The following is a 21,954-nucleotide window of genomic DNA, read 5'->3' on the forward strand; positions in this document are numbered from 1 at the left end:
CGATGTTGACCCGGATTTCCTCAATGAGGCGTCTTTCCGAACGAATTCCGTACAAATAACCGATCAAAAGCATTTTGAACAGCATGACCGGATCGATGCAAGGACGCCCATTATCTTGACAATACAAGGGGCGGCATTTTTCCGCGATAAACGAAAAGTCGATGGTTTCATTGATTTTTCTAAGCAAGTGATCTTGGGGAACAAGGTCTTCTATGTTGACTGTTTCGGGTTGAAATTCCCTAGATGGGTTCGTCCTGAACATATAAAAACCTTCCTTCGGAATTGTTTTATTCCGAATTCAACAAAAAAGGCTGTTGACCCTTCTTTGTCAACAGCCTCACGAGCCCGACGGGGCTCGTTTTTTATTGTCTATTTTTTAAAGGAACGAACGCTCGATTTTCCGACAGCTTGTTCTCGGTTCCGGAAATTTTCGTGGAAGGTCTGTATTTGGGAAGTTCCGCCTGTTCCTTGAGGTACCGGTACAAACTGTACAGACCGACGAGGATGACCAAACCCGGGAAACAGAGTTCCAGGAGGGTCAAGGATGACCAGCACCTTTCTTCCTTTTGTCTTTATTGTAACCCTTTGGCACCCGAAGTGTGTAAAGCGGATGTTAAGATCTTCTTGATCTTCTGTAATTTTCCCTTCTTTCCGTCGGGCGACACGCGTCCGTGTTCAGGGACTTCCGCCGCTGGGGCGGGAGAAATGATTTTCAGATCGTCTCCGTAAACTTTATTGTCGCCCTTTCTGCGCATATTTATTCGGAAGCCGGTTTCCGGGGGGACATCCGCCGCTTTTCGCATGAAGAGGGCGGGAGAAGGCGGCCATCAAGAAACATCGTCCACCCGCGCGCATAAATATATACTATCTTCCAAACTTTCTCTTAGCCCTCGCGAGGGAGCGGCTTTTTTTCATTGGACGTGCATAGGTTGGGACGGAATGTCATATGTAGGTAAGAACCGCCGGTGCCAAAGGGAGCGAAGCTTAAGCGGAGGGGGAGCTTCGATGGACATCCTCAAAAAGATCGCCGAGCAGCGGGAGAAAGAGAAGCAATTGGCGTGGGAAGGAACCTTTTCGGAATATTTGGAAATTGTGCGCAAGCGGCCGCAGGTGGCTCAGACGGCCCATTCGCGGGTCTACAACATGATCATCAGTCACGGAGTGGAAGTGGATGAACAGGGGAACAAGCGGTACCCCTTTTTTAGCAGGGAACTTTTCGGGCTGGACCGGGCGATTGAACGCCTGGTGGAGGAGTATTTTCATTCCGCTGCTCGTCGTCTGGACGTACGCAAGCGGATCTTGTTGTTGATGGGGCCGGTCAGCGGAGGGAAATCGACCATTGTCACCCTTCTCAAGAAGGGGCTGGAACAATATTCCCGGACGGACGAGGGGGCGGTGTACGCCATCAAGGGCTGCCCGATGCACGAGGAACCCCTCCATTTGATCCCGCCGGAGCTCCGGGAGGAAGCGGAGCGGGAACTGGGGGTCAAGATCGAGGGGAACCTTTGTCCCTCCTGTCGCCTGCGCCTCAAGGAAGAATACGGCGGAAGAGTGGAAGATGTGATGGTGGAGCGGGTGCTGCTGTCGGAGGACGACCGGGTCGGGATCGGCACCTTCAGCCCTTCCGATCCCAAGTCCCAGGATATCTCTGAACTTACGGGCAGCATCGATTTTTCCACCATCACCGAATACGGATCGGAGTCGGATCCCCGGGCCTACCGTTTCGACGGGGAGCTCAACAAGGCCAACCGCGGACTGATGGAATTTCAGGAGATGCTCAAATGCGACGAGAAATTTTTGTGGAACCTGCTTTCCCTGACCCAGGAGGGAAATTTCAAGGCGGGGCGGTTTGCGCTCATCTCCGCCGACGAACTGATCATTGCCCATACGAACGAGGCGGAATACAAGGCGTTTATCAGCAACAAAAAGAATGAGGCGCTCCAGTCCCGGATCATCGTGATGCCGATTCCCTACAATCTCCGGGTGTCCGAGGAAGTCAAGATCTATGAAAAGCTGATCCGCCAAAGCGATCTGAAGCATGTGCACATCGCCCCCCACGCTCTGTACGCGGCGGCGGTGTTCACCATCTTGACGCGGCTGAAGGAATCGAAAAAGCAGGGAATGGATCTGGTCAAAAAGATGCGCCTGTATGACGGCGAAGCGGTGGAGGGGTACAAGGAAGCCGATGTGGAGGAGTTGCAAAACGAATTCCTGGATGAGGGGATGACGGGGATCGATCCCCGATATGTGATCAACCGCATCTCCAGCGCGCTGATCCGCAGCGATACCAACTGCATCAACGCCCTGGATATTCTGCGTTCCCTGAAGGACGGCCTCAACCAGCATCCGTCCATCACCCGGGAGCAGCGGGAGAAATATCTCAATTTCATCTCCATCGCTCGCAAGGAGTACGATGAACTGGCGAAAAAGGAAGTGCAGAAGGCCTTCGTCTACTCCTATGAAGAGTCGGCCAAGACCCTGCTCGACAATTACCTGGACAATGTGGAAGCCTATTGCAACATGACCAAGATCCGCGATCCGATCACGGGGGAGGAATTGGATCCCGACGAGAAGCTGATGCGCTCCATCGAGGAGCAGATCGGCATTTCCGAGAACGCCAAAAAGGCGTTTCGCGAAGAAATCCTCATCCGCATTTCCGCCTATGCCCGCAAGGGGAAAAAATTCGACTACAACAGCCACGAACGGCTGAGGGAAGCCATCCAGAAAAAATTGTTCGCCGATCTGAAGGATGTGGTGAAGATCACCACGTCCACCAAAACGCCGGATGAGAACCAGTTGAAGAAAATCAACGAGGTGACGGCGCGCCTCATCGATGAAAACGGATACTGCCCGATCTGCGCCAATGAGCTTCTCCGGTATGTGGGCAGTCTGCTCAACCGGTGAAGGGGCGCGCCCGGGCAATGCGCGTTTTTCACCGCCTTCCGGCGGAATGGGCCGCAAGAGCGATCCGCCGGCAGGCGGATTGGTACGGGGGGTGATCGGAAGTGGAAGGCCCGCTCTTCATCGTGTCCCAGGAGGATTGGTCCCTGCACCGAAAGGGTTACCAGGACCAGATGCGCCACAACGAGAAGGTGAAGGAGGCGATCCGGAAGAATCTTCCGGATCTGATCAGCGAGGAAAGCATCATCATGTCGGACGGAAGGCAAGTGGTGAAAATCCCCATCCGTTCGATGGAGGAATACCGCTTCCGCTACAATTACAACAAAAGCAAACAGGTGGGCCAGGGGACGGGGAACAGCAAGGTGGGAGACGTGATCGCCCGGGAGTCCGCTCCCGGAAAGGGTCCGGGGAAGGGTTCCGGGGCGGGGGATCTGCCGGGAATGGATTACTACGAGGCGGAAATCACCCTGGAGGAGTTGGAGGAGATCCTGTTTGCCGAGCTGTCCCTGCCCCGGATGGCCCCCAAGCAGCAGGACGAGATGCAGACCCCGGACATCCGGTTCAATGATGTCCGCAAAAGGGGGCTGATGGGCAACATCGACAAAAAGCGGACCATCCTGGAAGCCATCAAGCGAAACGCCCTCAGAGGGCGGCCCGGTCTCGGCCGGATTTCCGACGAAGACCTGCGCTTCAAAACCTGGGAAGAGGTGGTCCGCCCCCATTCCAACGCCGTCGTCATCGCCATGATGGATACGTCGGGTTCGATGGGAGTCTTTGAAAAATATGTCGCCCGGAGCTTCTTTTTCTGGATGGTTCGCTTCCTCCGCACCAAGTACAGCCAGGTGGACATCCGGTTTATCGCCCACCATACCGAAGCGAAGGAAGTGACCGAGGAACAGTTTTTCAAAAGGGGGGAAAGCGGGGGAACCATGTGCTCCTCCGCCTACCGTCTCGCCCTGGCGATGATCGACCGCCGCTATCCGCCCCACCGTTACAACATCTATCCCTTCCATTTCTCCGACGGCGACAACCTTGTCTCGGACAATGAACGCTGCGTCCGACTCGTCCAGGAATTGATCAAGCGCTCCAACCTCTTCGGCTACACCGAAGTGAACCAGTACGGCCGCCATTCCACCCTGATGAGCGCCTACCGCCACATCCGGGATCCCAAGTTTCGCTACTACGTCATCCGGGAGAAGGGACAGGTGTACGATGCCCTGAAGCACTTCTTCTCGAATCGGGACGAGGAAGCGCCGGCGGGGTGAAGAGACTCCGGAGCATCGCCGGAAGGCGTTTTCAGCCGGGCGTGCACATGCGCCCGGCTTTTGTCGTGAGTTGGAGTGAACCGGAAAGGGGAAGGGGGATCATCTCACCAGATCATTTCTGACGGGAAACCGGCCGCCGAAGCGAAGGGGAACGCCCGCGCCGTCGCGTTCTGCGTGGATGTGGAGATGGGGTTCGCTCGTGTTTCCGGAATTGCCCACCCGGCCGATCCGCTGCCCTTCCTTTACTTTTTCTCCGTTTTTCACGGAAACGCTGCCCCGCTTGAGGTGGGCCAGAAGGAGGCGGGCATCATCCCCGTCACAGGTGAGGATGACATGATTGCCTTCCGGGTTTTCAGGGTCCATTTCCGGCGGGGTCAAATCGGGCAGATCGTCGCGGGCCTCGATCACTTTTCCCGTGCAGGGACTGTACACGGGGTCTCCGAAGATCTCGTACCGGGTCAGCTCCTTCGGATACAGCCCTTTGGCGCGGGTGCCCAACCGGTTCAACCGGACAATGTCCAGGGCATACCGCTGGGGGGGATGCGCGCTGTGATAATTCATCTGCACCTGGCTGCCGCCGTGGGCCACGTAATACGTCCCGCTTCGGAGGGGGAAGGAGATTTCCAGGGCCTCATCCGCCGGCCAGTGGCTGGTCAGCACCCCCAGATTGTAGGTGCCGAAAATCAAGACGAGAAATGCGTAGACGGCGATGGACCATTTCTGTTTTTTGCTGAGCGGTGTCTTGGCTGGAAGGCGGCGCGCCTTTTTCCAGGAGGCGAAGACCGCCGCCAAGAACAGAACAGGCCAAACCCAGCGCAGGGGGTAGCCGCCCCAATCCCAGCGGCCGGAAAAGAATATCCAGACGAAAAACATTGCCAGCGCCAGCAGTTTGACATACCACTCCGTCCGACTCTGAACCGATCCCCTCCAAAGGGAAAGGAGAAGTGCGGCGGGCAGAAGCATACCGACGACCATCAGGATGGGCAAAATCATTTTTTTCTTTCCATGCAAAAAATGGATTTCACCCATCCAATATAGCACAAATATCCATCTCGTTGTCTAGGAAAGGAGATCGGACATCGCGGCGGCTTTGCTCACCTGACGGGAATGGGGCCAAAATCATGGGAAGAAGGAGCCGCATCCCGAAAGCATAAAAAAATCGGGGACCGCCGTCTAAAGCCCGATCATTCCTTCAAAGGATATTCCAAAATCTCCTTTCCGCCCTGGAAGAGCTCCAAGGCGCAAGGAATCCCGCTTTGCTTTCCATCCGTTCATCATGGACGGTCGCTTCACAGCAAATGGTCTCCCCAATCACCGGCCTGAGCGAGTCCTTCAAATCCCCGCCGTTTTGCCGGCCAGGCGGTGTACACCGACAACCCGCGTTCATCCGGCGTCACATGGTGCGCCGGTGTCGCCGGAAATGGAGCAGAACGCTTGCACATCCTCCATGGTGAAGGGGCGCTCCACAGGCAATCGCCGGTTGCACAGGCCTTTTTGTCTCCGGTTTCACTTGGCGTAACGCATATAAACCATGTAATCCAGGCCGCTCAGGCGGCTGTATTTCTGTTTGATCCGCTCAAACTCCTTGAAGCCCAGTTTTTCATACAATCGGATGACCCGGGGGTCCGTGTTCGTCAGCTCCAGGATGTATTCATCGTATTGGGGCAGAGAAAGCAGGTGATTCATGATCGCCTTGGCAACCCCGCGCCTTCGGTACTTGGGGTCGGTGGCGAAAAATTGGATGAACGCCGTTCGTTTCCCCACCTTGATCGGCTTTTGAAATTCCCGTTTGAACACCACGTTGGCGATCGTGCCCTTGTATATGCCAAAATGCTTGCGCAATTCGTTTCGGTCGTGGTTCACCGGGTGAACATCGCTGGCGGTGCAGGCGGCCATTCCCGCGATATTGCCTTCGATCCGGGCGACGTGGAAAACATCCAGGACGAACATGTGCTCCAGCGCCTCGGCCAATTTGTTTTTGTCTTTCGAAAAGAAAGACAAATGGTGGCCAAAGGCATCGACAAAGATCTCGCTGATCCGCTTCTTTGCCGCATCTCCCAATTCCTTTGCGCACAGGACTTCGATCATGGTCAACCGCCTTTTCTCAATGGGGATTGATGAATTTTTACCATTCGTTATAAATGTAATATTTTTTGATTCCCTCTGTCAATGGCCGTCGGTTTTTGGAGAAAAACGAGAAGAAGATTGACAGAGATCCGGATAAATTTTGAATGGAACATGATGGTAGGAAGGAGGCGGATTCACGGGGATTTCCGGTAGGCGGCCCATGCCGGGATCTCAAGGGAAGGTCCGCGTGGGAGGGCATCATTTTTTATTTGCAAATTGTAGCAAGTCCAATGATAATGGATAGAACAAATCTCCATCTTTACTGGGGGGTGACTTGAAATTGCCGGGGAGCGTTTCGTGCGGAGTGACCGGTTGAAAGGGGACTTTGGCCGGTTATTTTCCGGAGATGATGGTTTTCCGGTTCGAAGGCGGCGATCCTCCGCTGGCTGAAGCGTAAACGAGCCGGAATTCCCTGCCGGACGCTGTATGGCAAAGACCGGATTTGTCATTGACGGAGGAGTTGCAGGGGTTCGGGCCTCAAGGGGGCATGCTCCGGCCTGCCTTCGTCCGGATGAAGACACAGGCGCTGAGAGCCGAGCCTGATTATCTTCCCGCCCCTGCCGTTGCGGGCGCCGAGAGCAGATCCCAACATCCGCGCGGTTGGGCGGACTGGAGGAGGCGACGGTAATCGTGGGGATCGGCCTTACCGGTGAAGACGTTTGATCATCGCGCCGGAACGGAACGCGGATCTGGCCGGCAAGATGCGGTCCGCCTGCAGTGTGGGGGATGTGATTCTCCGTTTATTCCGATGAAAGCGGGAAATGTTCCTTCGATGGCCTGTGCGAACGGGGGCATTGTCCCCTCCAGGGAAGATTTCCGGCGAAAGCGTGGCATCGGCATCGCCTGCGGAGATAACGAGATCCGGGCGATCGCCGGGGCGTCGCGCGGGGGGCCGGTTCCACATTCCGGTCACCGGACAGGCAGCGGCACAGGCGCAGGTGCGGGCGATTTGGAGAGAAAACGAGGATGGGGGAATGCGTTGTGGAAGAACTGAAGGAACTCATTCACACCGCCAAGGAATTGTATCGCACGGGGCTGGTGCGGGGAACGAGCGGGAATGTGAGCGTCCGGGATCCGGAGAGCCCCGGCCGGATGTGGATCACTCCCTCGGCGATCCCCTATGACGAAATCACCGTGGAGGATTTGGTGCAGGTGGATCTGGAAAGCGGCACACCGGTCCGCGGGAGCCGCAAACCTTCCTCGGAGACGCCGATGCACAGGGCGATCTATCGGCTCCGGTCCGATGTGCGGGCGGTCGTCCATACCCATTCCACCTACGCCACCATGTTCGCGTGTGCGGGGGAAGAGATTCCCGCGGTCCATTATCTGATCGCCGAAATCGGGGACCGGGTGCCGGTGGCGGACTATGCCGTATACGGTTCGGAGGAGTTGGCCAGAAACGCCGTCGAGGCGCTCAGAAGGGCCGGCGCCAACGGAGCGCTCCTGAAAAATCACGGGGTGATCGCGGTGGGGGAAAGCCTGTCCAAGGCTTATGTCCGGGCGGAGATCATCGAAACCGTCGCCCAATTGGCCTTCGGCGCCAAAATGATCGGCCGCTGGGAGCTCCTCACACCGGAACAATTGGAGGAGACGCGCAAAAACTTTGGTTCCTACTTTGCCGCCCGAGAAGATCGATAAAAAGGGGAGAATGGAAATTTTCGCGGGAAATTTCCCTGCAGGAACCGGCTCAGGTGGAATTCAAACAGTGTCCGGCCATGTTGGATGATTCGAATCCTCAGTGCCGCTTCTGTTATCGGAGTGTGAAAGAGTTTGTGACCAAGAATTTTATGCTTCGATCCACCAGTGGTTGGAAATCCGACTTCCAGGCAGAAATGGATCATCCCATATTTTTCGCCCAGATTTCACTGCTGCTTGGATGTGTGTTGGTATGAGAGAATGAAGAAGGAAAACCGAAGAAATTCTGTTTATGGAGGTATCTTTATGAAAAGTATGTTCACAAGAAGATGGTTTCGGAGAAAGCGTTTTGCCTTCGTTTTTTTAAGCCTTGTTCTCTGCGCGACGATGATAATCCCTGACGCAGCCAGTGCAGCATACTATAACACCTATACCACCGTGGATACACTCCCTGATGCGCATGGGTGCACTGCCGTACAGGGGTTTGCCGTGGGATCCACTTACGTATATTCCATAAAAATCAAAAAGGATGAAACCAGGGCGGTCATTTACCGAACCAGAATGAGCGACGGGACCACCACACTCATGAAAAACGGTGATGACGGGACAACTTACGCCACCTACCTGGGTCACGGCAATGATATTGCACTCCATAGCAACGACGGAAAGTACTATATGTTTGTCGTTACTATGAAAAAAGGCGCGATGAGTCTTGTTAAACTGCAGTATGTAGGAAATACCTATTACAAAGTGGGCAACTACACAATCAGATATAACGGTGAGGATGTGTCAATGTCGGGAGTTGCTATTACCGGAAAGGACAGCAAAAACATCTATTTTCTCTTTAAATCTTCGACGAAATTCTACAGGGGATCGCTTCCAATCAACGCAACAAGCGGTACGATTCATGTGACGCATGCCTTTGACTTAAACGTTGAAGATGCGCTGGTCAATGGCAAGCCCGTCAAGGACTTCTTGCCCTCGTGGACAACCCAGGGAATCGGTTTATATAAAGATACATTGTATTTTCCGGTGACTGAAACAAATGATCCGGATGGTTTCAACAACATCAGCGTTGTACTTGTTTATCGCAATATATCTGCCGCTTCGGGCACGATCTATGCGGATGATGATCTGTCATTCCGGATTACATCCAGTGCATACAAAAAGCTTTTCGAGATCGAGGGCGTTGGCATCGCCAACGGAGATAAACTCTGGTTCAACACCAATCGGACAACCGAGCAAGGCACTGCTTCCGACAATGTAGGATACTTTAATGGCTATAGCGCCTCCGATGAATAAACATGGATTCCATTTGTCGAGTCGAGTATCCCCAAAAGGCTGCGGCTTTGCATGGAGCTTTCTGTGGGCATGGACGCGCAGCGATACATTATAGGAGGTTGTCTCCCCACTCCATGCAAAGCCGCTTTTTTCATTTTTGGAGACACCAAATAATGAAGCCTGATCGGCTCGGGCGTCGGGGGAACATTGCCAACCACCCCTCAGGCCGGCTGCACCGGGTGCTGAGGGGCGGGGAAGCGAAAAGGGACGCCTGCATGTGAGAGGCGCTGCCGATGGCGGATGGCAGCGCCTCCAGTATTTGTCGATGGGAGTGATTCCAAGTGGCGGAGAAGGTCACCGCAGAATCAGCCATTTGGATCCTCTTAAATGGATCAGTTTTTCTCTCGCAACCAAATCCCCGGCGGTGTCGCTGTAATATTCCACGTAGGCAGCCAATCCATCTCTTGTGTATTTTAATCCCTCGAGCGATTCCTGGATGCTTTTGTAGGAGGTGGCGACGAGGGACAGTTTCTGGCTGTTGGTCATGTCGGCCCATGCCTGTTCCTTGACGTACACTTTGACGAAAATGGTATAGGAGCTTTTTCCCCGTTTCGAGGGGTCTTCCTCATATCGAATGAAGGCGATCCGTTCGTCCTTCTGTTTCACCTTGTCCAAGGCCTGTTTGATCTGGCGATGATATGCTTTTTCCTCCTCGATTTGCTTGCGTTTTCGGGCTTCGGCTTTCTGTCGGGCGCGGCGCTCGGCGGCTTCGTGGTCTTGGAGGATCTTTCTCCCGATTTCGGGGTCGAATCCATCCTTGGTCACATATCCCTTGTGGGCCCAGATCCCCCGCTTGAGACGCCGGGCTTCCTTTTGAGCGGAGAGGTATGAGTTGATGGTGATGTCCGTCCACTCTCCGTCCGGTATCACCACCCGGGCCAAGCCTTCCCTGATCATTTCATCGTTTAGGGACTCGGCCGGCCTGCCGTAGAGAATCTGGCCCACGTAACCGTTTTCTGTTTTCTTTAAATAGTAAAAGTGATCGTCATTGCCCTTTTGATTGAACTGCTGCACCTTCTTTTTCAAAAACTCGACGGCTTTTTGGCCGTGGTAGGAATCGGGGGGAGGGGTGTCCACAAAGGCCAGATCCATGCGGATTTGCCTGCCGTCGGCTTCCAACACCAGGGTGTTTCCATCCACAACGTGGTAGGCGGTGGCTTGCCCCTGCAAATCCCAGGATTGAACCAAAAAAATGGCGGCCAGGAGCAATAACCCCGAAGCAACGGCAAAAATCCCCAGAAGGATCACCAGCCATACGGGCAATTTCATCGTGCAACGCCTCCTTGGAAGTGCTTTCGGGTCATCCTTTAATTGCGTCCTTTGATTTAATCCCGGGTCGTTTCCGGCAGTGGTACTGATGACGATTGCCCCGGCCGCCGCTGGTTGAGGATCATTCGCGAAACGGATCCACCTGGTCATGCCGGGCACCGGATCCGGGGGTGTCGCCTGCTAAGATATGAAGGGGTTTGGCAATGCCGGGAAAGAGCGTTTGTCCCGTCAGGGATCAAGAGACACGTTTTTATTTTTTTAACGGGCGGCTGGATTCCTTTTTTGCAGAGACCCGCGTGGCCCCGTTGGGAACAGAGACAAAATCCATCATTACAATAACAAGTTTTCATGTATCTGCCCAGTTCGAAATGGCCTGTTTTTGAGTGGCTGGAAAAGTCGTTTCCACTGGCCGCCGCGGTGTTGAAACATTTCAGTATGGAAGGGGTTTGCTTAAGTTCCTACCGGGAAACCCTCGGGAGGGGTGATCAAAAATCCGTAGAAATAGGGAAAAGGGGTATCGAAGACGTTTGGCGGCGGACGCCGGCTTGGCCGGTCAGATGTATCCGGATCCGAGCCTGTGTCCCCTCAGGTCCCGCATGTGGTGAAGCGGATCAACCAAGGGCTGCAGCGCGCCGAAATTCACGGGGTTCGGTGTCCGCCGTCAGCAGATGTCGCAGGAAAGGTGTGTCCATCCAAAAAATCGATGCAAACGTCGGAAAAGGAAGGAAGCGGTCCGAGAACGTTCCGGTTCTCGGATCGGGTGGTGCGGGCCCTGACCGCATGCAGGGGATTTCCGCGAGTTTGAACCCGTTGGATTTTCCCTTCTGGAACGCTCCTCGTTGCTTGGCTGCAGAAAACCGGAATCTTTCTCCGGACCATCCGGTTTGACCGAACATTTTGAAAGGAAGGATTGCCATGAAAAAGTGGAAGGTCCTGCAGAAGCTGTCGGATCTCGGTGTCGTTGCCGTCATCCGCACAAAAAAGGCTGAAACGGCCGAAAACATCGCCTGGGCCTGTCGGGAAGGCGGGCTGTCCGCGGTGGAGATCACCTTCACCATTCCGGGGGCGGACCGGGTGATCCGCCGCCTGCGGGAAGAGGATGCCTTCGGCGAATTGATCGTGGGAGCGGGCACCGTCCTCGACAGCGAAACGGCCCGCATCGCGATTCTGGCGGGCGCCCAGTTCGTGGTCAGCCCCGGTTTTGACGAGGGGACGGCCCGCCTCTGCAATCGGTATCAGGTGCCGTATATCCCGGGTTGCATGACCGTTTCCGAAATGATCCGGGCAATGGAATGCGGGGCGGAGGTGATCAAGCTGTTTCCGGGCGCGCTGTTTGATCCTTCCGTCATCCGGGCGATCAAGGGTCCGCTGCCCCAGGTGTCCATCATGCCGTCGGGCGGCGTGGATCTGGAGAATGTGGAGGAATGGATCCGAAACGGAGCCGACTTCGTGAGCGTCGGCAGCCACCTCACCGCTCCGGGGGAGCAGGGGGATTTCCGGAGGGTGAAGGAATTAGCCGCCGAATATGTGGAACGGGTCCAACTGGCCAGGGGGAAGAGGGGGAGGTGAACTCCATTCCTGGTCTGGAAGTCATCGGTTATGAGTTTGAATAATTACTGAGATAGGGGAAAAAGGTTGTGCCGTTCCTTCGGCACAACCCTTTTTGTTCAAGGAAATGAGGTAGATTTAATATTTATGCAAATAAATATTGCGGTATTTATTTCTGGGATAAATGGAAACAAAAATTCAAAATAATGAGTTGTGTTTTTAACTAAAAATTATTAAAATAGTAAATGATAGTTGGAATACATTTGAAGATGAGGTGGTTTAATGGAGGAATTCCGGAAAGACGTTATCCAGGAAATTTTATATACCCAATTGATTGCGATAAAGAACTTAAATGAAGCACTGAAAAAAGATGAATTTACCATGCCGGATTCTGTTGTTCATGCACGGCGGCAATTGGCCCATTATTTTCTTAACAATGGAAGAAAACCTTTGTTAGGCTTGAATGAATGGGTGACAGCGATGCTGCAACCAGTTAAGACATGGTTGCCCGAGGCGGAAGATTTCATCAATTTAGAAGCTCCACTTTGGGAGAACAACGGATGGAGCCGGGATTCCGAATATTTTTTGCAAGCATACGGGAGACCAGAAGACTATCAGGAACTAACAGTGTTAAAGGTTCTTGAATATTGTCGTAAGAATAACGATCAAGAGGGTTATGTTCTTTTTCGGAGCTTTCTGTCAGATCCGGAATGGGCAGTTGTGTCGGAAGAAGAGTTGAATCAGATGGCCGCGTCGTTTTCGGATGAGTTTTTGAAACAGCAGATAAGAGCTTGTTATGAGCCTTTTGCTGAGTGGGAACAGGCCAGAAAGTGTCCTTATTGCGGCTGGAGTTTATTAAAAAAATCAGGATTGTGGCACTGCGGTCACGCTAATGTGTGTTTTGATTTGGAAGGATCAAACAAATGGTCTCTACAAACGGCTGAGCCCTTTCCTTTTGGGAAAGATACGCGCGTCTATCGGCTTCGGCCTGGGATCCACCGCTATACCCTGATCCCTGGAATTCCTGAAAAAAGGATAGCCGAAAATTTGAGCAAGATCCATCGCGTCGAACGTTACCCGGAACAGGATCGATTTGATCTTGCTGTTTATCTGGACAACAGAAATATTTATTTAGATGTGAAATGCTTTCGAAGCCCCGATCATTTGGCAACCTATATTGAACGATTGGGGCCCGAGAGATTGGAAGAGTTCCGAACCCATGCCTGGTTTGTGATTCCGAGGGAATACGCCAGTAAAGGTTACATAAATCGAGTCCGCAATCGAATCGAACTTCAGGTGAATGTTTGTGAAGAAGATCAGCTGTATCAACTGCTGAAAGAAGGAGTGGTGTCATGAACCGTCTGACATTGTTTCAATTGTGTGAAGAGATCGGGAAAAAGGGGTATTTTGATGCTCTCGGTTTTGGTGTCGAGAGAGGTGAGATCCACCGGAAGAAACGGTTTGTTGAAGTGGAATTCACTCTGTACGGAGGATATCACAGTGGACTCAGTGATTGGCCGGCAAAAGACTTGTGGGCGGCTTTGAAAGGATGGGAGGAGTTGGTACTCCCGAATAGCGCTGATGTGGATCGGATTCGACGCCTACGTTTGCTTGTTTATTCGTTTCAAAACAAAGCCATTTGGGAAGAAGCCCTTTCATTATATCTCAAAGTTGAGGAACGCTATCGCCTGTTTACAGTGGATGAATCGGGACGTTTTCACCCGCGTTCTGTTTCTCCGGTGGTTTGTTCCGACAGAGAGAAAATATACGAGAAGATTCTCTCTGCCGCCATTCCCCGCAGAAAGCGAAAAATCCCCTTGGCTCGGCCCGGTGAATGTTTTCAATACGATCGCGAGGAAACAAACGACCAATACTTTGTAAAAATACCTTCTGGTTTTGTCGTTTCTTCGCCTATGGAGATCACTCGCGGAAAGAAACGTCCATTTACCCCTCCAGTCGATTTTGACTGGGCGAAGTTGGGCAGGGAAATGGATCGCATCCGGGAAGAAAACGGTTTAAAACCGGTTGATTATGCCGGCCGGATGGAAAAGTTGTCCTTGGTCCCCTTGAATGGACAAGGTAAGAAATCCATGAATATTACCGGATTGACACATATTCTGGGAGGCTTGGGCGCAGGGAAGTCCACATGGATGGTGGCTGTGGCTTATGAACTGGTGAAACGACAAGGGGCCAAGGTTGGATTTATCGAAAGTAGCGTAGCCAATATATTGAAACGGGCCGAAGAGCTTCGCGCGCTCAATCTCTCTGTGGCCACCATTATTGGTACGGGCCAGCGGATCGATCATGAAAGGGAATATTTGGATCGGCCGGGATTGACACTGGAAGAGATCGCATCGGATTCCAGCCTGATCGACTTGTCTTCGCTTTGTTTGCTTGAATCCCTTGCGGAAGACGAAACTATAAATAACAGATATCCTTGCCAACGTTTGTATAAAAGCAATGATAGGAAAAAGCGTTATGCTTGTCCCATGGCATCAGAATGCGGACTGTATCGGCAACTGGCCACTTTGGATCAAGCGGACGTGTGGATCGCCACGCCAGCCAGTTTGGTGTTTACCCGCATACCTCCCCAAATTTGTCCGGATAACCCCACTTTATACGAAGCGTTTTATGAGGCGTTGGATGTGGTGTTCGTCGATGAAGCGGATGCCCTTCAGGAAGTTTTTGACGAATTGTTTATTCGTGATGAAAAATTGTTCGGAGATCGCGGTCACCTCATTGAAAACGCCATTCGCGATATTCGCAATGCCTTACACGGTTTGTATGAACCGGGGGGACATTTTTTAACGCGTTATTTGCGGCGGTGTGATAATGCCCTCGATGCAACACGCTGTCTGTTCCAATTGATCAAAGAGCATCCCAAAATTCAGGAATATTTGCGGAACCGTGTTTCTTTCAAATTCCAGTGGGAGCATAAAGTGCGATGCTCACTCAAAAGATGGAATCCCACTGCCGATCTGAATCCGTTTTTTAAAGTGTTAAAGACTTGGAACCAGTCCCCCTTCCGAAGTGAATTATGGGAAGAGCGTCATCGTAACGGTACGGTTTGGTATCAGAAAATCGAGGATTTTCTTGACGGAAATATCGATCTTCAGCAATTGCTGGCCTTAGCTCCCGATAAATCTTTGAGTAAGTCTGAAATAAGGAATATCGAGGCGGAATGCCGATTTTACCTTTGGCTTTGTCGGCTGGAATCAAGCTTGGATTATATCACGGAGCGTTATCCCCAGTTACTTTCTTTTGTGGAGGAGCTAGAAGTTGATCTTCCCTTCAGTGCCGCAAAAAACCCGTTATTACCCCACCTGCCCACGCCAACGCTGGGATACCGTTATGGCTATCGCCTAGTTAAGGAAGAGGACTCCCAAAACCTGGTCATGAAATTGATTGAATACAATACTGTCGGTCGTTTTCTTCTTTACCGGTTCCCCGATCTTTTCCGGCCGGCAGGGGACGGGGCGGGGCCTGCTGTTATTCTCTTATCCGGAACAACCCTTGCTCCCCGCAATGCTCATTTTTCCTTGTCCGTGACTCCGGAATGGTTGATTACTTCCGACAACAAGGCTTCGGAAATCACTCAAAAGTTTGTTCCCATAACAGATTCGACAGGTCGCCATATACGCGTGTCCGGAATGAAGCCGTCGGAAAGGCGGACAGCCCTCAAAGAATTGGCGCGTCAGCTGCCTTCGTTGATCGAGGTAGAAAAAAATCATTGGAAGAATCAGAGAAGGGTGCTCATTGTGACCAATTCTTATCGTGACAGTGAGGCGATGGAAGAAGTTTTTTCCCGTTCACCGCTCCAGGGGCGGATCAAATCTTTGACGCGAAAAATCAAAGATTCCATACATGTCACACGTCCGCGCCTCATGGAAGTTGCCAAAGAAGTGGATGCCCTGATCACCCCGCTTTCCGCCATGAACCGCGGGGTGAACCTGGTCGACGAGAATCGGAAAGCTCTTTTCGGAACAGCATTATTTGTCAGCCGTCCTTATCCTCCTCCCCAGGAAATTGCCTACATTCTCTCTTTTATTCACAGCCGTATCCCTTCTTTAATCCTACAGGTTCAAAGGGAAGGGTTGTCCGGAAAAGAGGCGCTTTCCTGTTTTCGCAAGATCTGTCATGCCATTTTTGAGAAAATGCATGACGAGCCAAACTTCTGGATGCAATTGAGCGATGAAGAGCGGTTGGACTTGGCTTGGTATTTGTTTGTTCCGATTTGGCAGATGGCTGGCCGCCTTGTCCGGGGAGGAATGCCTGCTCGACTGTTGTATATCGATTCAAGCTTTGCTTCCGGTACTGAAGCGTCCACTCTTTTTCAGTCTTGGCATCAATTGTTTGAGCCCTATAAGGATCACTGGCTTTACCAAGAATTATATGGCCCCTTCTTGTCCTCGTTGGAGTCTCTCGTATTCGAAGAAAGTCGGAAATGAGGAGTGATGATTTATGACGAATCAACACCGATTACATTTGTTTGCCTTTGACGTGACTCATCCCCCTGTGCCGGATCAACCGGTTTATGGTTTAAGGTTCTCCCCTTCTTGGCGTGAGATGATTTGGCCCGGCCGTTCTGAAGGGTGTCATGTGAAAACGCCGGGTTTGGCCAGTTTGAGAGAGGAGTTGATGCAGCTATATCCCGGCTTGTTATACACCCGCTTCGACGAATCGGCTCTTGCCGGAAAGACGCCTGCACTTGTTGCTGAACAACCGATTCCAGCGGATGTGCTTGCTTGGCACTTTACCCGCCATTTCAAGCGGATCGGAAAATCCGCCTCCTTCGATGCGTCCGATGTCGAATGGTCCCGCATCGATTGGGCTAAGGTGGATCATCAACAAGACGCGATATTCAGCTGGCTGCCAGCGTATGTGTCCCGTCGTTTTGCCGAATCCGCCAAACCCTTCAGAGTCATGGAGTATAAGCGAAAGACGAAACAGCAGGTGTTTGAAGGAGAATTGCGGTTTTATCCGGTTTTTCTGAACGGAAAATATGGCTGCATGACTGAACCCTACAAAGGATATTCCTATGCCGTTTATTTTTCAGTGGAAACGCGCGCAAACCAACCTGGAAGAAAATTTTTGTACATTCATCCACGAATTCATCGCTTCGTTTCCGTGTCTGTCAAAAGGGGGTTGTCGCCTAAAAGAAATGGCACGGTGTTGATCCGTTTGCCTCACAGACAAGGAAAAACACCCTTTGTTCCGGTAACGATTACCAAGAGCTCCAAACAGGGAGTTGCAGCGGAGTGGAAAGAAGATTGGATACCGGAATACTTGAATTATTTTCTTCCCGAACCTTTGGAATTGGAATCCCTTTTGAGTGAGCCGTCCAGATATCAAAATGTGGAGGGAGAAATTTGCGCATTACTATTGTACAATCCTGTTTTTTATTCTTCCTATTACAATGAAAAAGTGGCCAAAGGCGGGATGGGGCTTTCGGAGAGAAAGCAACTGTTTGATCTTTTTCAAGAGGTTTTTCCGGAATTGGAACCGTTGCAGCCGCTAAAGGAAGTGAAAACCAAACGAATTGTAAAAAAGAAATTCCCTATGACTGTAACCGATTCTGAAGAAAGTCGTTTACGGATCAATTGTCACACGACCGATCCTGTATTTCAGAATTTGGTTGAACAAATTGAAGGATTGACCGACTATTTCTCAAGGCAGGATAATTGTGTGTACAAACTGCGTGCCAGTGGGCCTGAAATGGTGGTGGAGTTGAGGCATTGTCCGGACAGCGGTGTCGTCCAGGATGTAGATATCAACCATCCTCACCGGACTCTGCGCAGAATGAAAACGATGATAACAAAATGGGGTAAAGCGCATGGTGCGTTGGTGATGATCGAACCGAAAAAAACCTGGTCGGAAAATCCGAAGGCTGATCCCAAACATGCATTGCGGGTTGCCTTTGCGGAATGCGGACAGATCACCCAATTTTTGCATGACGATAATGAGGAAAATTTTGAACACAGGGTGAAAAACGCCTTTTTCGATCTGCTGAGCGATTTCGGGGTCTATACGCATCACCTGATTGAAGGGGTGGATCGGGAACGGGTTTGGTTGTTTGTTACCGCCTTCAGGCCCCACGAATTGAATGAGGGCCGCGTATTATACGCCCGTTATGACGGTGATCGCTATTTGATCCGTATGGAAGGAGACGACGGATCTTGGAGGGCCTTGCCCGAGTTTATTACCGATGCGGGAGGTTTAAAACAGGGGCTTGAAAGAGATGGCCTGACAAGAGAGAAGCAACCTGAAATCGAACGAACCATCCTTCAAATTCTGCAGGAAACGGAAAGGCCTCTGACTGTTGTTTTTGATCGAATTCCTTTGACCAAGTTGTATTATCCCGTTCAGGATAAACACCTGATTAATGGAGACTGGATCCTGACGAGGCCTGAACTTGATTACCAACGCAACCGCCTCCGCATTTTGCGAATAACGACGGGAGATCAGGTGCCTGATTACTACAACGATGAATACGGAAAAGCTTATTCATACCGTTCCGGACTGTTCCTCTCTGAGGATGGTGTTTACTATAGCCTTGGGCAAAAACCGAAAACCTATCGAGGAGCTGTTTTGCTTACAAAAGCTACCGATCCTTCGGAGCTATTGCTTCAACCCAATCTGGTGGAAATTTTGCCAGTGGGACATTGGGACCCCGGTGAAGTGGAAGAGGCCGTTCGACAGCTTCACATGTTGCGAAAGGCAAATCTGACCTATGATCATCATACGATTTATCCGGCACCGTTACACCGATTGAATGCGGCAAAAAAATATTTGGAGGCGTTTCTCACTGTTCAAAGGAGCGTCAAAAATGATCGCGTGAGAATATAATGTGCCGATGAAGTGAAAACTTCGGTATGGTAACAAGAAAGCGGATGCTCCTGGGCATCCGCTTTCGCTTTATAAAAGAAAGCTTCACCACTCCCCCCGTTTCCGCCGGGCTTCGTCGTAATTCCCCTCAAAGCGGGTCAGGATGCCGTTTTCCAGCCAGTAGACGGGAGCGAACAGCTGGTTCAAAAAGTAGCGGTCATGGGAGACGGCGAGGATGGTGCCGCGGAAATCCCGCAGCGCCTCTTCCAGCACCTCCCGGGAGTCGATGTCCAGATGGTTGGTCGGCTCATCCAGAATCAGCGCGTTCACTTCGCGGTGCATCAGCTGGGCAAGCCGCAGGCGCATCCGCTCGCCGCCGCTCAGATCCCGGATCTTGCGGAAGACGGAGTGGCCGTAGAAGAGGAACCGGGCAAGAATCTGCCGGGCCGTGCCCGCATCTAAGGGGACTTCTTCCCGGAACGCTTCCAACACGGTCATGTCCGGGTCCCCCTCCCAACCCTGCTGGGAAAGATATCCCGCCTTGACCGACGGTCCCACGTACACTTCGCCCCGATCCGGCGCAATCTCACCGGTCAGGAGGCGGAGAAGGGTGGATTTTCCCGCACCGTTTTTTCCCACCACCGCCACCCTTTCGCCGGATCTTACCACCAGGTTTGCCCCCCTCAGGACCGGCTCCCGGCCGTAATGCTTGTAAATGTCTTCGAGCCGGAACACGATCTCCCCGCTCCGCTCTTGGCCGCCGAAGTTCAGGGCCATTTTTTTCCGCTCCAGGACCGGCCGCTTTAGCATCTCCATCCGCTTGAGGGCCTTTTCCATGCTGGAGGCCCTCCGGTGAAGGCCGGCGCTGGGAGGGTTGGAACGGTTGGCCCACTCCCGCAACCGCTTGATGGCTTCCTCCATCTTTTTGATTTTCTTCTGCTGTTCCCGGTAAGCCTGGAATTCCGCCAGCAGGCGCTGTTCTTTTTCCCTGACGAAGTGGGAGTAATTTCCCTGGTACAGGGTGCTCCTGCCGTCTTCCAAATCGATGATCCGGTTGACGACCCGATCCAGGAAATAGCGGTCGTGGGATACGACCACCACCGCCCCGCGCCATTGGGATAAAAGCTCCTCCAACCATTCCAAGGCCGAAAGATCCAGATGGTTGGTGGGTTCGTCCAGCAGGAGCAGGTCGGGTTCGGATAGCAACACCTGGGCCAGACCGACCTTGGTCTTTTCCCCGCCGCTGAGGTCGGCAAAGGGACGATCCGGAACATCTTCCGGAAGACGGAGGCCGCGCACCACCCGGCGGATGCGGGCCTCCATCTCGTACCCGCCACGTTTTTCGAATTCCTCCTGGCAGGCCTGATATCGATTCAAGATTTGTTCCATTTGCTTTTCATCGAGCGTGGCATCGGCCATCCGGTTTGCCAGCTCTTCCATTTTCCGTTCCAGATCGATCAGCTCCGCAAAGGGGGAGCGCAGCACGTCCATCACCGTCGCTCCCGGGTCCGCCTGGGGAACTTGTTCGAGGTAGCCGATCCGAGCCCCTTTGGCCAGAAACACCGTTCCCCGGTCGGGCGCGATTTCTCCCGCCAGGAGGCGGAGGAGCGTCGTTTTTCCCGATCCGTTGGGACCGACCAGCCCGACCCGTTCACCCCGCTTGACCACGAAACTCACGTCGCTCAATACCCAGCGGTCCTCCAGATGTTTGCCCACGCGATCGGCCGCAATGATCATCGGCATGCCCTCCTTGAAAAACAAAACACCGCAGGCAAGGTTGCCCCACCTGCGGTGTGGTTGTTGTGAACGAAAAGCCGCAATCCGTGTGAAGGGAACCTTCCTCATGCACCGGTCGTTTTCGGATGGCTGAAAAAGGGCACACGAATCCCGTTTGCGGCCAATCGATAGGTAATATTGGAAATTTCATTCCACCAAGCCATCCGACCGGCACACATCGTTCCCTTCACCTCCCTTTGCTCAGGTAAAATTGATTTTATATATTTTCCGTCCGATTTTCAAGGGGCATCGACCGCCTGGGTTTCTCAATAAAACGTGCGGATCAGCTCCAGCTCCTCCGAACAGGAGACCTCGTAGCCGGACAAGGTGGCGGGGACGATCGCGGCTTCGCCCCGGGAAAGCGCCATTTCACCGCCGGGCCAGTGCAGGGCGCCCTGCCCTTTCGTCACGATCAGGATGTCCGGGTTGTTTTGGCGTCCCAAACGGAAGGAATGGTGTCCCGGCGCCAGGTTCCATCGGTCGATGGTGAAATAGGGGCAGGAGACAAGGCGGGATCCGCGCAGGCCGCCTTCCAGAGTGAGCGCCGTTTCCTCCGGGAAGGGGTCCGGCTGCGATCCGTACCGCAGGACGTCGGCCGCCTTGTCGATGTGCAGTTCGCGGCTTCGTCCGTGTTTGTCGACGCGGTCCCAGTCGTATACCCGGTAGGTGACGTCGGAGGTCTGCTGGATTTCGAGCACCGTCGTGCCGGCCAGCAGGGCGTGCAGTGTCCGCGAGGGGACGAACACCAGCCGGCCCGGCGCAATGGGCGCGTACTGGAGATATTCCCGAACGCGCTTCTCTTCGACAGCCCGGAGGTATTCCTGCCGCGACGAAAAGCGGTGGCCGTAGATGACGCGCCCGTCCTCCGGGCAGTCCAGCACGTACCAGGCCTCGGTCTTTCCGAAATCCGACTCCGCTTGGCGGGCGTATTCGTCGTCCGGGTGCACCTGGACGGACAGATCCTGCGCCGCTTCGATCAATTTGATCAGGAGGGGAAACCGGGGTTGCGGACTGGTTCCGAGATAGGCTTCCGGATATTCCCGCACGAGATCGTTCAGGTTTTTTCCCCGGAAGGGGCCTTCCCCGACGATGCTGGTTCCGTTCGGATGGCTGGAGATGAGCCAGTATTCGCCGATCGGTTCTTCTGTTTCGGTGCCGAACCAGGATTTCAGCCGGTGCCCGCCCCAGATCCGCGGCACGGCGAGGGGGGTGAATTTGACCGGTTCCGTTTTTTTCATGAAAACCACCTTTCACTGTAAGGTTCCAT

14 protein-coding genes are annotated in these 21,954 nt (G+C 52.9%); 8 read left to right on the plus strand and 6 right to left on the minus strand.

The genetic code is table 11. The annotated features are described in order from the left end of the window. The coding region (locus BM063_RS09990) for a transposase (RefSeq protein WP_143085308.1) at positions 1-262 on the minus strand (262 nt) is incomplete at its 3' end. Positions 263-1,005: 743 nt separating this feature from the next. Between BM063_RS09990 and BM063_RS10000 the strand changes: the two genes are divergently transcribed. Next, positions 1,006-2,904, plus strand: coding sequence for a PrkA family serine protein kinase (locus BM063_RS10000; RefSeq protein ID WP_092038523.1), 1,899 nt, complete (start codon positions 1,006-1,008; stop codon positions 2,902-2,904). A gap of 101 nt (positions 2,905-3,005) precedes the next feature. Beyond that, the gene (yhbH, locus tag BM063_RS10005) at positions 3,006-4,166 is read left to right on the plus strand and encodes a sporulation protein YhbH (protein ID WP_092038526.1); all 1,161 of its coding nucleotides are present in this window, start codon (positions 3,006-3,008) and stop codon (positions 4,164-4,166) included. Positions 4,167-4,265: 99 nt separating this feature from the next. On the opposite strand, the gene BM063_RS10010 is transcribed toward yhbH, so the two are convergent. Both BM063_RS10010 and BM063_RS10015 read right to left on the minus strand, forming a co-directional pair. Further along, entirely contained in the window at positions 4,266-5,159 is an 894-nt protein-coding gene (locus tag BM063_RS10010; protein WP_092038626.1) for a M23 family metallopeptidase, read from the minus strand. 513 nt (positions 5,160-5,672) lie between these two features. Continuing rightward, positions 5,673-6,254, minus strand: coding sequence for a GNAT family N-acetyltransferase (locus BM063_RS10015; RefSeq protein WP_092038529.1), 582 nt, complete (start codon positions 6,252-6,254; stop codon positions 5,673-5,675). Between the two features lie 1,005 nt (positions 6,255-7,259). Here BM063_RS10015 and BM063_RS10020 point away from each other — a divergent pair. Both BM063_RS10020 and BM063_RS10025 read left to right on the plus strand, forming a co-directional pair. Then, positions 7,260-7,931 (plus strand): class II aldolase/adducin family protein, encoded by a 672-nt coding sequence (locus tag BM063_RS10020; RefSeq protein WP_092038531.1) that lies wholly within the window; start codon positions 7,260-7,262, stop codon positions 7,929-7,931. Positions 7,932-8,234: 303 nt separating this feature from the next. Beyond that, the gene (locus BM063_RS10025; protein ID WP_218154432.1) at positions 8,235-9,230 is read left to right on the plus strand and encodes a hypothetical protein; all 996 of its coding nucleotides are present in this window, start codon (positions 8,235-8,237) and stop codon (positions 9,228-9,230) included. A gap of 333 nt (positions 9,231-9,563) precedes the next feature. Here BM063_RS10025 and BM063_RS10030 read toward each other — a convergent pair whose 3' ends face one another. Next, positions 9,564-10,538 (minus strand): thermonuclease family protein, encoded by a 975-nt coding sequence (locus BM063_RS10030; RefSeq protein WP_177199090.1) that lies wholly within the window; start codon positions 10,536-10,538, stop codon positions 9,564-9,566. A 915-nt stretch (positions 10,539-11,453) separates the two neighbouring features. Between BM063_RS10030 and BM063_RS10040 the strand changes: the two genes are divergently transcribed. From BM063_RS10040 to BM063_RS10055, 4 genes are all read left to right on the plus strand, one after another. Next, the gene (locus tag BM063_RS10040) at positions 11,454-12,107 is read left to right on the plus strand and encodes a bifunctional 2-keto-4-hydroxyglutarate aldolase/2-keto-3-deoxy-6-phosphogluconate aldolase (protein WP_092038539.1); all 654 of its coding nucleotides are present in this window, start codon (positions 11,454-11,456) and stop codon (positions 12,105-12,107) included. 261 nt (positions 12,108-12,368) lie between these two features. Next, complete coding sequence (locus BM063_RS10045) at positions 12,369-13,442, plus strand: restriction endonuclease-related protein (protein ID WP_092038541.1); 1,074 nt, start codon at positions 12,369-12,371, stop codon at positions 13,440-13,442. Beyond that, on the plus strand, positions 13,439-16,534 hold the full coding sequence (locus BM063_RS10050; protein WP_092038543.1) for a pPIWI_RE_Z domain-containing protein: 3,096 nt from the start codon (positions 13,439-13,441) through the stop codon (positions 16,532-16,534). The genes BM063_RS10045 and BM063_RS10050 overlap by 4 nt, the downstream gene beginning before the upstream one ends. A gap of 13 nt (positions 16,535-16,547) precedes the next feature. Beyond that, positions 16,548-18,932: a pPIWI_RE module domain-containing protein gene (locus BM063_RS10055; RefSeq protein ID WP_092038545.1), complete on the plus strand. Its 2,385-nt coding sequence runs from the start codon at positions 16,548-16,550 to the stop codon at positions 18,930-18,932. Positions 18,933-19,016: 84 nt separating this feature from the next. On the opposite strand, the gene abc-f is transcribed toward BM063_RS10055, so the two are convergent. Both abc-f and BM063_RS10065 read right to left on the minus strand, forming a co-directional pair. Then, complete coding sequence (gene abc-f, locus BM063_RS10060) at positions 19,017-20,648, minus strand: ribosomal protection-like ABC-F family protein (RefSeq protein ID WP_092038547.1); 1,632 nt, start codon at positions 20,646-20,648, stop codon at positions 19,017-19,019. 305 nt (positions 20,649-20,953) lie between these two features. After that, positions 20,954-21,925, minus strand: a complete 972-nt coding sequence (locus BM063_RS10065) for a type I phosphomannose isomerase catalytic subunit (RefSeq protein WP_092038550.1) — start codon at positions 21,923-21,925, stop codon at positions 20,954-20,956. Positions 21,926-21,954 lie beyond the last annotated feature (29 nt).

The sequence above is a fragment of the Planifilum fulgidum genome (genome assembly GCF_900113175.1).
GTDB classification, from domain to species: Bacteria; Bacillota; Bacilli; order Thermoactinomycetales; family DSM-44946; genus Planifilum; species Planifilum fulgidum.

What these genes read in the sequence shown, in the direction of transcription:
- BM063_RS10045 (WP_092038541.1), top strand. Translation starts at nt 12,369, where the DNA reads ATGGAGGAATTCCGGAAAGACGTTATCCAGGAAATTTTATATACCCAA.
- BM063_RS10015 (WP_092038529.1), bottom strand. Translation starts at nt 6,254, where the DNA reads ATGATCGAAGTCCTGTGCGCAAAGGAATTGGGAGATGCGGCAAAGAAG.
- BM063_RS10065 (WP_092038550.1), bottom strand. Translation starts at nt 21,925, where the DNA reads ATGAAAAAAACGGAACCGGTCAAATTCACCCCCCTCGCCGTGCCGCGG.
- BM063_RS10040 (WP_092038539.1), top strand. Translation starts at nt 11,454, where the DNA reads ATGAAAAAGTGGAAGGTCCTGCAGAAGCTGTCGGATCTCGGTGTCGTT.
- BM063_RS10025 (WP_218154432.1), top strand. Translation starts at nt 8,235, where the DNA reads ATGAAAAGTATGTTCACAAGAAGATGGTTTCGGAGAAAGCGTTTTGCC.
- BM063_RS10010 (WP_092038626.1), bottom strand. Translation starts at nt 5,159, where the DNA reads ATGATTTTGCCCATCCTGATGGTCGTCGGTATGCTTCTGCCCGCCGCA.
- BM063_RS10030 (WP_177199090.1), bottom strand. Translation starts at nt 10,538, where the DNA reads ATGAAATTGCCCGTATGGCTGGTGATCCTTCTGGGGATTTTTGCCGTT.
- BM063_RS10050 (WP_092038543.1), top strand. Translation starts at nt 13,439, where the DNA reads ATGAACCGTCTGACATTGTTTCAATTGTGTGAAGAGATCGGGAAAAAG.
- BM063_RS10020 (WP_092038531.1), top strand. Translation starts at nt 7,260, where the DNA reads ATGGGGGAATGCGTTGTGGAAGAACTGAAGGAACTCATTCACACCGCC.
- BM063_RS10000 (WP_092038523.1), top strand. Translation starts at nt 1,006, where the DNA reads ATGGACATCCTCAAAAAGATCGCCGAGCAGCGGGAGAAAGAGAAGCAA.
- BM063_RS10055 (WP_092038545.1), top strand. Translation starts at nt 16,548, where the DNA reads ATGACGAATCAACACCGATTACATTTGTTTGCCTTTGACGTGACTCAT.
- abc-f (WP_092038547.1), bottom strand. Translation starts at nt 20,648, where the DNA reads ATGATCATTGCGGCCGATCGCGTGGGCAAACATCTGGAGGACCGCTGG.